Source organism: Streptomyces sp. CA2R106 (assembly GCF_037034245.1).
In the GTDB taxonomy this organism is placed as follows: domain Bacteria; phylum Actinomycetota; class Actinomycetes; order Streptomycetales; family Streptomycetaceae; genus Actinacidiphila.
On sequence record NZ_JBAGKC010000011.1, the window covers coordinates 35303 to 48888 of the forward strand.

The 13586-nt window shown below is 73.8% G+C and carries 11 protein-coding genes; 3 read left to right on the forward strand and 8 right to left on the reverse strand.

Annotated features, from left to right (window positions below):
• Position 1: 1 nt before the first annotated feature.
• Genes WA788_RS18350 through WA788_RS18365 form a run of 4 tightly spaced genes read right to left on the reverse strand, consistent with a single transcriptional unit; the run spans position 2 to position 4372 of the window.
• Positions 2–598 carry a GNAT family N-acetyltransferase gene (locus WA788_RS18350; RefSeq protein ID WP_335978597.1) on the reverse strand — a complete coding sequence of 199 codons (597 nt, stop codon included), beginning with the start codon at positions 596–598 and terminating at the stop codon, positions 2–4.
• Entirely contained in the window at positions 595–1866 is a 1272-nt protein-coding gene (locus WA788_RS18355; protein ID WP_335978824.1) for a type III PLP-dependent enzyme, read from the reverse strand. The genes WA788_RS18350 and WA788_RS18355 overlap by 4 nt, the downstream gene beginning before the upstream one ends.
• Before the next feature lie 8 nt (positions 1867–1874).
• Positions 1875–3248 (reverse strand): DUF6271 family protein, encoded by a 1374-nt coding sequence (locus WA788_RS18360; protein WP_335978599.1) that lies wholly within the window; start codon positions 3246–3248, stop codon positions 1875–1877.
• Positions 3249–3250: 2 nt separating this feature from the next.
• A complete protein-coding gene (locus WA788_RS18365) occupies positions 3251–4372 on the reverse strand; it encodes a phytanoyl-CoA dioxygenase family protein (protein WP_335978600.1) in 1122 nt (373 codons plus the stop codon).
• Positions 4373–4816: 444 nt separating this feature from the next.
• On the opposite strand from WA788_RS18365, the gene WA788_RS18370 reads away from it, so the two are divergent.
• The gene (locus tag WA788_RS18370; RefSeq protein ID WP_335978826.1) at positions 4817–6334 is read left to right on the forward strand and encodes a glycoside hydrolase family 3 protein; all 1518 of its coding nucleotides are present in this window, start codon (positions 4817–4819) and stop codon (positions 6332–6334) included.
• Between the two features lie 177 nt (positions 6335–6511).
• On the opposite strand, the gene WA788_RS18375 is transcribed toward WA788_RS18370, so the two are convergent.
• Positions 6512–6829, reverse strand: coding sequence for a hypothetical protein (locus WA788_RS18375; protein WP_335978601.1), 318 nt, complete (start codon positions 6827–6829; stop codon positions 6512–6514).
• 70 nt (positions 6830–6899) lie between these two features.
• On the opposite strand from WA788_RS18375, the gene WA788_RS18380 reads away from it, so the two are divergent.
• Together WA788_RS18380 and WA788_RS18385 are read left to right on the forward strand one after the other, a co-directional pair.
• Positions 6900–7850, forward strand: coding sequence for a LysR family transcriptional regulator (locus WA788_RS18380; protein ID WP_335978603.1), 951 nt, complete (start codon positions 6900–6902; stop codon positions 7848–7850).
• Positions 7851–8188: 338 nt separating this feature from the next.
• Positions 8189–9097, forward strand: a complete 909-nt coding sequence (locus WA788_RS18385) for a calcium-binding protein (protein ID WP_335978605.1) — start codon at positions 8189–8191, stop codon at positions 9095–9097.
• 91 nt (positions 9098–9188) lie between these two features.
• Here the strand turns inward: WA788_RS18385 and WA788_RS18390 are convergent, their stop codons facing one another.
• The 3 genes from WA788_RS18390 to WA788_RS18400 form a co-directional block, all read right to left on the reverse strand.
• Positions 9189–10298 (reverse strand): LLM class flavin-dependent oxidoreductase, encoded by a 1110-nt coding sequence (locus WA788_RS18390; protein WP_335978607.1) that lies wholly within the window; start codon positions 10296–10298, stop codon positions 9189–9191.
• A 135-nt stretch (positions 10299–10433) separates the two neighbouring features.
• On the reverse strand, positions 10434–12209 hold the full coding sequence (locus tag WA788_RS18395; protein ID WP_335978609.1) for an FAD-dependent monooxygenase: 1776 nt from the start codon (positions 12207–12209) through the stop codon (positions 10434–10436).
• A 9-nt stretch (positions 12210–12218) separates the two neighbouring features.
• Positions 12219–13559 (reverse strand): NtaA/DmoA family FMN-dependent monooxygenase, encoded by a 1341-nt coding sequence (locus WA788_RS18400; protein WP_335978611.1) that lies wholly within the window; start codon positions 13557–13559, stop codon positions 12219–12221.
• Between the last annotated feature and the right edge of the window lie 27 nt (positions 13560–13586).

The following is a 13586-nucleotide window of genomic DNA, read 5'->3' on the forward strand; positions in this document are numbered from 1 at the left end:
CTCATCCCACTTCGTCTCGGGCCGGTGTCCGGTGCGGCAGCGGCATCGTCATGTACACGGCGTCCGGGCCGTAGCCGTGGACGTCCACCGCGCCGGGGCGGGTGGTGAAGCCGTTGGCGGACCAGAAGGTGTGGCTGCCGGCGACCGCGATCAGCGAGATCCGGTCGTAGCCCTGGGCGGGGGCGGCCGCGGTGAGCCGGCCGAGCAGCCGCCGGCCGAGGCCGCGGCCGCGGGCGTGCTCGGCGATCACCATGTCGTGCAAGTGCAGGTGGCGCGAGGCGTGTGCGGCGCTCTCGCGGTCGGCGAGGCCCGGGTAGGCGCCCTCCGGGTAGGGCAGTGCCAGCAGGTAGCCGGCCAGCCGCGGCCCCGGCCCGCCCGGCTGCCGCGGCCCGCCCGACGGACCCCGCTGCCCCGGCCCGCCCGCCGCCCACTCCAGGGCGAAGCACGTGTCCGGGGAGACCCGCGCCTTGGACTCCAGCGCCGCCCGCCCCTCGGACAGGCCCGCGGCCGCGTACGTGCCGGCCTCCAGGTCCACGATCGCGTCCCAGTCCCCCGGGGCGATCCGCCGGACCCGCACGCCGGCCGCGTCGCCGCTCATCCGCCGCCCGTCCCTGCACCCGGCTCCGCCCCTGCCCCCGCACCCGGCCCTGCCGCCGGCTCCACACCCGCACCCTGCACCGCGCCTTCCGCCGGGCGCCCGTCCTCCGCCCGCCGTACGCACGTCCACGGCAGCGGGCCGAAGCCGTTGAAGCCCTGCGTCATGTAGCTGACCGCGTAGGCGCCGCTGGACAGCACCCACACCGGGTCGCCCGACGCGATCCCCGCGGGTACCTGGACCGGCCGGTGGCCGCCCGGGTACGCGTCGTCGCTGTCGCAGGTGGGGCCCGCGACGGTCGCCTGGACGTACGGGCCGCCTCGCCTGCCGGGGAAGACCAGCCGGTACTGCAACGCGTCCATCTCGTACAGGCCGTTGAACTTCCCGCAGCTCAGGTAGAGCCAGTGGTGCGGCTCGCCCGCCGCGGTGTGCCGCAGCGACATCCGCACCACGTGCGCCCGGACCGCGCCGTGGTCTGCCACGAGGTAGCGGCCGGGCTCGACCACGAACTCCAGCGGGCCGCCCACGTCCCGGCAGCGCTGCATGCCCTCCCGGATCACCGCGAACATCTTGTCCAGCGGCGGGTCGAGCACCTCGCCGCGCTCGTCGAGGTAGCCCAGCGCGGGCAGGCCGCCGCCGATGTCGACGTACCGCAGCCGTATCCCGTTCCCGGCCAGCTCGGCGATGACCTCGGTGAGTTGGTCGAACGCCCGGCGCCACGCCCCGGCGGTCATCTGCTGGGACCCGACGTGCACGGACAGCCCGGCCGGCACCAGGCCCGCGGCGCGGGCCTGCTCCAGCACGGCCACCGCGTCGCGCGCCGAGCAGCCGAACTTCCGGCTCAGCCCCCACAGCGCGCCGCCGCCGTCGGTCGCCAGCCGGCAGAAGACCCGGGCGCCCGGCGCGTGCCGGGCCAGCGCGGCGACGTCCTGCGGGCTGTCGGTCGCGAAGTCCCGGATGCCGAGCCGGTGGGCCCGCGCGATGTCCGGGTCGGACTTGATCGTGTTGCCGTAGTGGATGCGTTCCGGGGGCACGCCCGCGCGCAGCGCCTGCTCGATCTCCGGCACGCTCGCGGCGTCCACCCCGCTGCCCTTGCGGGCCAGGCAGTCCAGCACCTCGTCCACCGGGCACGCCTTGAGGGCGAACCGCACGGCGACGCCGGGCAGTTCGGCCAGCAGGGACGCGTAGCGGTCCTCGATGCCGCTCAGGTCGAAGACGATCCGGTCCTCGTCGGCCGCCGCCAGTGCGGCGAGCAGCGTCTCGTCGTAGATCACCGACGTCAGTCCGGCTGCCGCTGGAGCAGGGCCGGTCCGGTGGTTCTCGCGCCGCGCACCAGCGCCGGCCAGACCTCGGTGAGCACCGCGAACTCCTCGATGTCGCGCCTGGCCTCGTCGAGCAGCCGGGCCCGGCCGGCGGCCAGCACGTCCGCGAACTCCGCGTACCTGCCGCCGAGCCGGCGGTAGGCGCGGTCCAGCACCTCGAGCCGCCGGACGTTCTCGGTCTGGTCCAGCCGGCTGCTCTCCCACAGCAGTTCGACGACCGCCTCGGTCCTGACCTGGTGCCGGTCGTCGAGAAGTGCCTCGCCGGCCCGCTCCATCCGGTCGTAGACGAAGTTCAGGTAGAGCATCGACAGGAAGAACTTCGCGAACCGGGTCTGGTAGGCGGTGAACCCGGGGCCGGTCCGGCGCTCGGGGGTGTAGAAGTTGACGATGTTCCGGTTGTGCAGCACACCGGGCAGCGTCGCGTCGTGCACCAGGTGGATGAGGAAGTAGTCGCTGCCGATGGTGTCGGTCGCCGGGAGCAGCGGCACCGCCTCCTGCACGCCGTGGAAGGCGATGTTGCACATGTCCACGCGCATGGGGTCGACATGGGTGAGCAGCGAGTGGTCGGCGGTGAACTGCTCGGTGCCCGCGCCCCGGAAGGAGTCGTCGGCGAACTCCGCCTTCTGCTCCGCGCTCCAGTCGAAGGGTGCCCACAGGCCGACGACTTCGCGGTAGGCGTCGGCGTCGATCGCGCGCATCTCCGCGATGTCCACGGACATCTCGCCGACGAAGGAGGCGCCCACCATCGACACCGGCTTGCCGGCGTGCCGCGGGTCGAGGTCCGCGGTGGTGACGGAGCCGGCCGCGTCGGCGGCGCGCCGGCCGAGGGTGAGCAGTTCGTGGTGGATCGGGTACGCCGTCAGCGACCGCCCGCCGTCCGCGCCGGGCTCGGTGATCGCCCCGTGCGGCCCGGCCGTTCCGGCGACGACCTGGTACCTGCTGTCGGAGTCCCGCCGGTGCACCGAGGTGCAGCCGAGCGCCGCCGCGACGAGGAACGCGCGGTTGGTGCAGGCGCCGTAGGACAGCGCCGCCGGGAGCATCAGGTCGAGCAGCACCTCGGGCTTGTCCGCGTCCGAGGCGGCGATCACCTCCCGCAGGAACTCCCGCTGCTCCGCCTCCCCGACGTGGTGGGTGACGACACCGGCCGTCGCGGGCAGCGCGCGGACGGCTGCCGCGTGCTGCCCGAACTCCCGCGGCCCGCAGGAGTCGAGGACCAGCACATGCACTTCGACGTCGAAGTGGGTGACGGCGTACACCGCTTCGTCGTGCAGTGCGGAGATCGCCGGCAGGCAGGATCTGTTGGTGGGCAGCGCAAGGCAGATTCGGCGCATCGCTACTCTCCGGACTCCCCGGCCGCCACCGCGGCGGCGTGGTCGGCACGGTCCTCGGCGCCACCGGTCGCACCATTGGTCGCGGCACCGGCCACGGCACCAGCTGCGGTGCCCTTCGGGTGCCAGGACCGCAGCCCGAGCAGCTTCTCGCCCAGCTCGGTGAGTTCGGCCGGGCCGTAGCGCAGCGACTCGTGCTTGTCGGCGTCGCCGACGAGCGTCGCGTTCCACTCCGGCGTGCTGAGGGTGCGCCAGGACTCGATCCGGGAGCGGCGCAGCTCCTCGTGGCTCTCCAGCGCGGGCATCATCGACAGGTACTGCGCGGCGCGGACGCCGTCGGCCGAGGTGTTGGGCGCCACGCCGTGCGCCAGCGCGCCGTTCCAGATCAGCAGGTCGCCGGCGCGCAGCTCCGGCCGGATGACCGGGTACTGGTCGGTGTCGATGTCGGGCCGGATCGGGTCGCGGTCCTCCGGCTGCGTCGTCTTCCATTGGTCGAACCTGTGGAAGAGCTCCGGGCAGCACTGGAAGCCGCCCTGGTCGGGCCCGGTGTCGGCGAGCGCGATGATGCCCTGCACGCGCTGCGGCAGCACCTCGAGGGTGCTGTCGATGTCCCAGTGCAGCCGGATGTCGAAGCCGCGCTCGGTGGGCGCGATGAGCGCGCGGTCGCGGTTCTTGATGTTCGGCGGGTTGAGGTTGAGCCGGTCCAGGGTGACCCACAGCTCCTCGCAGTCCCAGACGTCCACGAACGCGTCGTAGACCCGCTGCGCCTGGCGGCTGTTCCAGATCAGCTGGTGCTGGTAGGCCTCGACGAAGCCGTAGATGTGCAGCTCACGGTCGAGGTCGGAGCGGAACTCCCGCTCCTCGTACCAGGTCTCGGGCCGCTTCGGGTCCAGGCCCTGGAAGTCCCAGGCGAAGTCGAGCAGTTCCTGCGCGGCGGCCGCGGGGATCGCCTGCTCGACCACCACGTAGCCGTACTTCTGCCAGAAGGCGAAGTCCTCGTCGGACAGCACGCGCAGCTTCTGCGTCTTGCGGATGTCGCGCAGCGGCACGGCGGCGCTGTAGATCTCGCCGTCCGAGCTGTAGTACGGGTTCTCCGATGATGCCCGGAACGGGCTCTGAGGCGCCATCAAAACAGTCGCTCCAAGGGTGGAAGTTCCTGAGCGGTCCGCCGCGCGATGGGGGGTGCACACGTGGGCCTTTCGACTGTGCGGGTCCAGCGGGACAGGGCAGCACGGATGCCGGGGTGGGCCGGTGCTTCGCCAGTCGATCCGCGCATCCGTCGTCACTTGTGCAACGGGTGCCGCTCGCTGAACTCGCGCTCTCCTAAGTTGGACTAGACCAACTGGAGCTGTCAACCGGCCGCTTGGTGAATATCCGCGCCCCACCTCGCACTTTGGTCGCGTTCCGCGATCACCCCCGCACCCGAAGTGAGGACGGGCGGCGCTCACTCATCTCCTTGACACCCCCGAACGGCTGAGCCAGTATCCGTTGGTCTGTACCAATCACCCGCCGGATGCGGTCGGTGCGTCGGCCCCACGCGAAAGGCCCCGTTGATGCCCGCCAGCAAGTTGGTGTCCACCAGCAAGCAGAGCAACGAGTTGCGAGCGCTCGCGCTCTCCGTCCTCCAGCCGGGGTTCGTCGGCACGGAGGCGCCCGACTGGGTGCTGCGGGCCATCGCTGACGGCCTGTCGTCGGTCGTGCTCTTCTCCCGCAACATCGCCTCGCCCGAGCAGGTCGCCCGGCTGACCGCCCAACTGCGCGCCGCGAACCCGTCGTTGATCATCGCGATCGACGAGGAGGCCGGCGACGTCACCCGGATCGAGTCCGCCACCGGCTCCACCCGGCCGGGCAGCTTCGCCCTCGGCGCCGTCGACGACACGGAGCTGACCGAGGCCGTCTCCCGGGACCTCGCCCGCGAACTGCACGCCGCCGGGGTGACCTTGGACTACGCGCCCAGTGTGGACGTCAACTCCAACCCGGACAACCCGATCATCGGCGTCCGGTCCTTCGGCGTCGAGCCCGACCGGGTGGCCCGGCACGCCGCCGCCTGGGTGCGCGGCCTCCAGTCCGGCGGGGTGGCCGCGTGCGCCAAGCACTTCCCCGGCCACGGCGACGTCGCCGTCGACTCCCACCACGGCCTGCCGAGCTACGAAGCGGACCCGGACACCATCGCCGCCCAGGCGCTGCCGCCCTTCCGCGCCGCGATCGACGCGGGCGTGCGCGCGGTCATGAGCGGCCACCTGCTGGTGCCCGCGTACGACCCGCACGTCCCGGCGACCCTCAGCCGGCGCATCCTGGAAGACCTGCTGCGCGCGGAACTCGGCTTCGACGGCCTGATCGTCACCGACGCGATCGAGATGGGCGCGGTCACCGACCGGTACGGCATCGACGGCGCGACCGTACGCGCGATCGCCGCCGGGGCCGACGCCATCTGCGTGGGCGGTGAGCACGCCGGCGAGGACACCTTCGAGCTGCTCGCCGGCGCGCTCGCCGACGCGGTCCGCACCGGCGCCCTGGCCGCCGACCGGCTCGCCGAAGCCTCCGGCCGGGTACGGGAGTTCGCCGGCTGGTCGAGCGGGCTGTCCCGGTCCGTGCCGGTCGACCCGGTCAGCCGCGACATCGGCTACGCCGCCGCCCGCCGCGCCGTCCGGGTCGCCGGCCCGGCGCAGGGCGCGCTGCCGCTGCCCGCCGCGCCGCACGTGGTGGAGCTGGTGCCGGCCACCAACCTCGCGATCGGCAAGGAGACCCCCTGGGGCGTCGCCGTGCCGCTGCGCGAACGGCTGCCCGGAACCACCTTCGTCCGGGTCCACCCGCAGCAGCTCGCCGACCGGCCCGAGGTCCTCGACGAGCACGCCCTCGCCCCCGCCGTGGGCCGCCCGCTGGTCGTCGTCGTCCGGGACGCCGCGCGCAACAAGTGGATGGGCCGGGCGCTGGCGGACCTCACCGCCGCGCGCCCGGACGCCGTCGTCGTGGAGATGGGGCTGCCGGACGACTCCCGCGCGGGCGCGGTCCGGGTCTTCACCCACGGCGCCACCGCGGCGTCCGGCGTGGCGGCGGCCGAAGTGCTCGCCGGGGTCCCGACCCGGTAGGAACCGGCGCCCGTACGGGCCCGGGCCGCACCGCGCCTCCCCGCGTCCCGGCCCGGACCCGTACGACGCCGGGCCGTAGGACGCCGGGCCGGGCGGACACCGCGGGGGCCGCGACGCCGATCGCGCCCCGGCCCCCGCGGCCTGCCGTCCCCGCCCGCTGAGGACGGCCGCCCGCCGTCAGTCCAGCGGCTCGTGGTTGGCCCAGACGACCCGGTACGGGTAGCGCGCCTGCCAGCGCCCGATCAGGTCCTCCAGCCCCGGCGCCTGGAAGGCGGCGTTGAGCGCTTCGACGTCGGCGAGCTCGAACCGCACGATCGCGGTGGCCGCGAAGACCGGACTGTGGTCGTCGGCGGGTACGCGGATGTTGTGCCGGGCCGCGAAGCCCTTCAGCTGCCCGGAGGCACGCATCAGCTCTTCCATGTCCGCCAGGAACTGGTCCAGGTCGGCGTCGGGTACGGGGTCGTTGAACGAGACGATCATCGTGTGCTGGATCATGTGGTCCATCGAACTCCGGCCGACGGCGGAAGTCCAAGATCGATCGGTTCTTCGGCGATAACCTGGAGGCATGATCGAGCTGGAGACACGGGAACTCGAGTACGTCGTCGCGGTCGCCGAGGAACTGCACTTCGGCCGGGCCGCGGCCCGCCTGTCCATCGCGCAGCCGGCGCTGTCGAAGGCGGTCCGGCGGGTCGAGGCGCGGCTCGGCGTGCAGTTGCTGGTCCGCTCCAGCCGCCACGTGGCGCTGACCCCGGCGGGCGAGGCGCTGCTGCGGCACGGCCGCCACGCGCTCACCGCGGTCGGCGCCGCGGCCGAGGCCGCCCGCCGGGCGGGCGACGCCCGCACCCGGCTGCGGCTGGTGATCAAGCCCGGCGGCGACGCCAACCTGCTCTCCGGCATCCTCGCCGGGTACGCCGAGCAGCCCGACGCGCGCCGGGTGGAGGTCGTGTTCGGCGGCGCCACCGACCGCGCCGACCACGTACGCGACGGCCGGGCGGACCTGGCCCTGCTGTACGCGCCGTTCGACGACCTGACCGGGCTCGCCAGCGAGACGCTGTACGTGGAGGGGCGGGTCGCGCTGCTGCCCCGCGGCCACCGGCTGGCCGGGCGCGCCGAGGTGCGGGGGGCCGACCTCGCGGGCGAGCCGCTGCCGCGCTGGAAGGGGGTGCCGTGGCCGGGGGTGCCCGGCGAACCCGACCGCTCCGCCGCCGGGCCGGAGATCGCGGATGTGCCGCAGCTGGTGCAGATGATCCTGCTCGGCCGGACCATCGCGGTGCTGCCGCGCTCGCTCGTCGGCCCCGTCTACCCGGGGCTGGTGTGCGTGCCGGTGGTCGACGCGCCCCCGAGCCGGCTCGTCGTCGCCTGGTCGCAGCTCGACCAGCGGCCGCTGGTCGCGTCGTTCGTCGCCGCCGCGGTCGCCGAGGGCCGGCGCCGCCAGGCGGCGGAGGTCGCGGACACGGCGAACACCGCCAACACGACGGCCCCGACGGCCACCACGGCTCCCCGCGACGACGCGTAACAGTGACCGAAAGTCACCACGCCGCCGGATGAGCCGAGTTGCCCGCGCGCGCCTTTTCCCGCACCCCGCCCCCGCCGAACACGTCCGCCGATCGCCCATGTCCACACCCGAATTCATCCGCACAGCCCGCCGCCGCCGATGAATTCCCGCCCAATTACGCCTTAACACAATGCGCCGACCGGTAAATGCCCCGCACAACACCCCAGTTCACCGGGTTTCCGCAGCCCCGCGCACCGCACCCGGCGCCGCATTCACGAGCAGGCCGCATACAACCAACCGCGAACTCGGTGAGTCACAAGCACCCGTAAGCCACCGATACCCACCAGTGAGGTTGTGCGATGTCCTCCCCTTTCTCCGGCCGCCGGGCGCTGCGTACCGCGTCGGCACTGACGCTCACACTCGGTAGCGGCCTGGCCGCCACGTTCCTCGCCGCCGGGCCGGCGAGCGCGGCGGCGCCGGCCACCGCCGCCTTCAGCCCGTCCGACCACGCGATCGACTACACGGCCGCCGCGGGCCAGGTCAACAAGGTGACGATCACCGCCACCCAGGCCGCGGGCTCCACCGAGATCACCTACGTGATCGACGACGACGTCACGATCACCGCGGGCGACGGCTGCACGTATCCCAGCGGCACCGACCACACCAAGGTCTCCTGCACCGTCACCACCCTGGACAGCCAGGACCCGTACGCGGCCCTGAACGTCGACCTCGGCGACGAGGACGACACCGCCGCGTACGACAACACCACCGGCCAGACGTACTACTTCGCCGGGATCGACCTGGGCGCGGGCAAGGACACCTACACCGAGACCGGATCGGTGCAGGGCAACGACATCGACGGCGGCACCGGCGACGACCAGCTCACCGCCGGCAGGTACTCGGTGGTGCGCGGCGACGACGGCAACGACGTCATCCACACCTCCGCGGGCGCCATCGCGCAGGGCAACAACGGCAACGACACGATCTACGCCGACGGCAGCGGCACCGCCGCCGACGGCGGCGCGGGCAACGACTACCTGTACGGGGGCGACGGCCGCCAGGACCTGTACGGGGGCGACGACAACGACCACCTCTACGGCGGGAAGGGCGACGACTACCTGTACGGCGGCAAGGGCGACGACGTCCTCTACGGCAACAGCGGCGCCGACACCCTGTACGGGAACAGCGGCGACGACCAGCTCTACGGCGGCCCCGACACGGACTTCCTGTCCGGCGGCCCGGGCACGAACATCGTCCACCAGGACTGACGCACCGCCACCCGTACGGGGGCGCCGGCCGGCCGCGGTCGGCCGGCGCCCCCGCGCCGCGGGTCGGCGCAGTAGGTCGCGGCCCGCCGGTTCAGGACGCGGCGGGGCGCCAGCCCAGGGCGGGGCCGAGGCGGGTGGCGATGTCGGTGAGGATCTGGACGTAGTCGGCGTGCTCGAAGGTGAAGGGCAGCGCGAAGGCGACCTCGTCGACCTCGCGGAACCCGGCGTGCGCGTGCAGCGCCTCGGCGATCTCGCTGGACCCGCCGACCAGGTCGGGCGCGAACAGCAGCCGCCCGGGACCCTGCGGGGTGGCGGTGCGCGGCAGCCGCTTGCGGGCGAACTCCTCGTACCTGGCGCGCTGTTCGGGGGTCGCGCTGTCGGTGGGGATGACCACGAGCCCCTGGGAGACCCGGGCCCGGTCGCCTGCCGGGTGGTGGGCGCGGAACGCGCGGATCTGCGCCTGCTGGAGCGCGGCGAACCGGGCGGTGGCCGCGGCCGCGCCGCCGTCAGGCTCCGCGGCCGCGTCCGGTTGCGCGGTCGTGCCGGTGCCGGTCCCGGATGCGTCCGCCTGCGGCTCCTCGGCCTTGATGACGCTGCTGGTCAGGAAGTTGATGCCCTGCTCACCGGCCCAGCGGGCCGACCGCAGGCTGGCGCCGCCGTACCACATCCGCTCGGCGAGCCCGGCGGAGTGCGGCTGGACGCGCGGCGAGAACACCTCGAAGCCCTCGGTCGCGGCGGTCGCTGTCGCCGGTTCGCCGCGGACGAAGGACAGCAGCCGCCGCACCCGCTCGTACCCGAAGTCCTCGGCGTCGGCGGTGTCCGGGTAGAGGGCGTCCTTGACCTGGTCGTACCGGGCGGGCGGCCCGACGCTGACCCCCGGGTTGAGCCGGCCGCCGGACAGCAGGTCCACAGTGGCCAGGTCCTCCGCCAGGCGCAGCGGGTTCTCCCAGCCGAGCGGGATCACCGCGGTGCCCAACTCGATCCGGCGGGTGCGCTGCGAGGCCGCGGCGAGCACCGCCACCGGCGAGGAGATGCCGTACTGGAGGTGCCGGTGGCGCACCCAGGCGCTGTCGAAGCCCAGCTGCTCGCCCAACTCGATGATGCGGAGCGTCGTTTCGTGGCCGGCGCGCGGGTCGGCCTCGTCGAAGAGCCCGATCGTCAGGAAGCCCAGCTTCCGCAGCGGCTGCGATGCAGGTGGCACGTGGTTCCTCCCAGGGTGCGGCGGCAGGTCGATTCTCGCAGAGCCCGCCGCTCCCTCCCGCGCGGCGCGGACGGTCGGGGGAGCCCTTTGCGGGGGCGGGCCCGCAGCGGTCGGTACGGGTCCGCCCCCGCGCGGCTAACCGCCCGCGCCCAGTACCCGGTCCAGGACCGCGGCCGCGCCGCCGGCCGGCAGGCGCGCACCGCGCCAGGCGACGTGCTGGTCCGGGCGGACCAGCACGTTCGCCGTGCCGTACAGCGCGCGGGCGGCCGGGTCGGTGAGGTGGACCACCGTGAACGGCAGGGCCCGCGCCGCCGCCTGTGCGGCGAAGTCCCGCTCGACGGCGCGGTCCTCGGTGAGGACCAGCAGGGCGAAGGAGGTGCCGATCCGGTCGTGGAGGGTGCCGCCGTAGGGGTCCACGATCCCGTCGGGCGCCCGGTGGCCGGGGCGCGGGTCGTCGGTGTAGACGTCCGGGCGCCAGGCGGGTTCGGTGGCGAGCTGGTCCGGCTCGTACCAGACGACGGCCGAGTCGTCGTACCGCTCGTCGAAGGTGACGCCGTCCGCGCCGGTCCGCTCCCGGCGCAGGCGGGCGCCGATCTCGGCGCGGCGGGCGGTGGCCGCGGGGCCGAGGTCGGCGTCGTCGGGGATGCCGCCGGCGCGGATGTCGGCCAGGGTGGCCTGGGCCCTGCGGGCCCGCTCCAGCGCGTGGTCGGCGACGCGGTGGTTGTGGCGGCGGCGCTCCTGGTCGTAGGAGTCGAGCAGTTCGGGCGGCGCCTGGCCGCCGAGGACGGCGGCGAGCTTCCAGCCGAGGTTCACCACGTCGCCGATGCCTTCGCCGAGGTTGCCGCCCGGGGTGCGCACATGGGCGGCGTCGCCCACGAGCAGCACCCGGCCGGCGCGGAAGGTCCGGGCGATCCGGGTGGCGTGGTAGAAGGTCGTGGCCGACACCAGTTCCAGCTCCGCGTCGAAGCCGAAGGCGGCCCGGGCGGTGGCCAGCAACTCGTCCTCGGTGGGTTCGTGGTGCAGCGGGTACGGCCCCGCGTACACCCGCCACTCGCGGGTGCTCACGGCGGCGAGGAAGCCGGACGCGTGCGGGTTGAAGACGATGTTGGTGCCGCTGGGCGCGGGGCCGACCCGGTCGGTGATGTCGCCGGTGCGCACGATCAGCCGCAGCCGCTTCTCGGTGGCGTGCTCCCCCTCGCGCTCGATGCCGGCCAGGGTGCGGGTGGTGCTGCGGCCGCCGTCGGCGGCCAGCACGTAGCGGGCCCGGATCACCCGCTGTTCGCCGGTGCCGGAGCCGGTGCCGGTGCCGGTGCCCGTGCCCGTGCCGGTGACCTCGGCGTCCACCCCGTCCGCGTCCTGCCGCAGCGCCCGCAGCTCCCACCCGCCGGCCACGCTCACCCCGCGCTCGCGGAGGTGCTCGAGGAAGACGTGCTGGAGGACGGTCTGCGGGCGGCGCAGCGCCTCGTCCGCTGAGGGGCCCGCGGGGCGGGTGCCGGGCGTAGCGCGGAACTGGGGGCGGGGCACCGGCACCAGTTCGTGGCCGGCCAGCGAGGTGACCAGCCGGATGCCCTGGTTCCACTCCGGCGGGAAGGTCCACGCGTCGCGGACCCGTTGCAGCAGCCCCCAGCGGCGCAGGTGTTCGACCACGCGCGGGGTGTGGCCCATCGCACCGGCCCGGACCAGCGTGGCGGTGCGGGCCCGCTCGACGACGGCCACCCGCACCCCGCGGGAGGTCAGTTCGACCGCCGCGGCCAGGCCGGTCGGGCCGCCGCCGACGATCAGCACGTCGACGGCGGCGGGGGGTGTGGCGACCGGGAAGCGGACGGTGTGCACGTCGCGCCCGCCGGTCGGGGACAACAGCTCTTCGGCGGCGGCTGGGGAGGCGGAGGTGGCGGTGGACGTGGCAGTCATCGGCCGGCCTCAGTCGTTCACGAGCTGGCGCTCGCGCGTGTAGCGGTTGGCCGGGATCGGCAGGCCGAGGTTGCCGCGCAGGGTGTCGGCCTCGTACTCGGTGCGGAACAGCCCGCGCTGCTGGAGGATCGGCACCACGCCGTCCACGAAGGCGGCGAGTTCGGCCTCGGTGCGGAAGGCGAGGTTGATGCCGTCGAAGGTGCCCGCGTGGAACCACTCCTCGATGCTGTCGGCGACGCCCTGCGGGGTCCCGACGAACGGCGAGCGGCGGAACTCCCGGATGGAGTTGGCGACTTGACGCAACGTCAGGTTTTGTTCGGCAGCCCGCGCGATGATGCCGGCCGCGCCGGTGCGGCCACCGCGCTCGGCCAGGTGCGCGACGTCCGGGAAGGGGGCGTCCAGGTCGTGCACGCTGAAGTCGTACGCCCCGAAGGAGCGGCCGAGCAGCGCGAGGTTGCGGTCGAAGTCGTCGTCCTCCTCGAAGATCTCCCGCTCGCGGCGCCGGGCGGCCTCCTCCGTGCCGGCCACGATCGGGCTGCCGTGGATGAAGATCTTGATGTGCTCCGGGTCGCGGCCGTAGGCGGCGGTGCGCTGCTTGATGTCGGCGTAGTACTCCTTGGCCTGCTCGAGGCCGCCGCCGGGCGCGTAGATGCCCTCGGCGACCTGTGCGGCCAGGTCACGGCCCTCCGGCGAGACCCCGGCCTGGAAGATCACCGGCTGGCCCTGCGGGGAGCGCGAGAGGTTGAGCGGTCCGGCCACCCGCAGGTGCTCGCCGACGTGGTCGAGCGCGTGCAGCTTGTCCGGGTCGAGGAAGACGTTGCCCTCGACGTCGGCGGGGAAGGCGTCGTCCTCGTAGGAGTCCCACAGCCCGCGGGCGACCTGCACGAACTCCAGCGCGCGGCCGTAGCGGGTGGCGTAGTCGAGGTGCTCCTCCAGGCCGAAGTTCCGCGAGGCGCCGGTGTCGAAGCTGGTCACCACGTTCCACCCGGCGCGGCCGCCGCTGATGTGGTCGAGCGAGGCGAAGCGGCGGGCGAGGTTGAAGGGCGAGTTGTACGTCGAGCTGGCGGTGCCCACCAGGCCGACGTGCCGGGTGTGGGTGGCGACCGCGGACAGCAGGGTCAGCGGCTCCAGCCGGTTGAGGTAGTGCGCCGGGTAGGTGGCGTTGATGAACTGGCTGTCCACGATGAACAGGGCGTCGAACAGGGCGTGTTCGGCGGCCTGCGCCTGCCGGATGTAGTAGTTGATGTCGATGCTGGCGTTCTTCGCGACGCTCGGGTCCTTCCACAGGCCGTGCTGGCCGGGGCCGCCGACGCCGTAGGGGTGCAGGGCGAGGTGGATCTTGCGGGGCATGGCTCTCTCCGTGGGTCGGCGCCGCCC

What these genes read in the sequence shown, in the direction of transcription:
- WA788_RS18350 (WP_335978597.1), bottom strand. Translation starts at nt 598, where the DNA reads ATGAGCGGCGACGCGGCCGGCGTGCGGGTCCGGCGGATCGCCCCGGGG.
- WA788_RS18360 (WP_335978599.1), bottom strand. Translation starts at nt 3,248, where the DNA reads ATGCGCCGAATCTGCCTTGCGCTGCCCACCAACAGATCCTGCCTGCCG.
- WA788_RS18365 (WP_335978600.1), bottom strand. Translation starts at nt 4,372, where the DNA reads ATGGCGCCTCAGAGCCCGTTCCGGGCATCATCGGAGAACCCGTACTAC.
- WA788_RS18375 (WP_335978601.1), bottom strand. Translation starts at nt 6,829, where the DNA reads ATGATCCAGCACACGATGATCGTCTCGTTCAACGACCCCGTACCCGAC.
- WA788_RS18380 (WP_335978603.1), top strand. Translation starts at nt 6,900, where the DNA reads ATGATCGAGCTGGAGACACGGGAACTCGAGTACGTCGTCGCGGTCGCC.
- WA788_RS18385 (WP_335978605.1), top strand. Translation starts at nt 8,189, where the DNA reads ATGTCCTCCCCTTTCTCCGGCCGCCGGGCGCTGCGTACCGCGTCGGCA.
- WA788_RS18395 (WP_335978609.1), bottom strand. Translation starts at nt 12,209, where the DNA reads ATGACTGCCACGTCCACCGCCACCTCCGCCTCCCCAGCCGCCGCCGAA.
- WA788_RS18400 (WP_335978611.1), bottom strand. Translation starts at nt 13,559, where the DNA reads ATGCCCCGCAAGATCCACCTCGCCCTGCACCCCTACGGCGTCGGCGGC.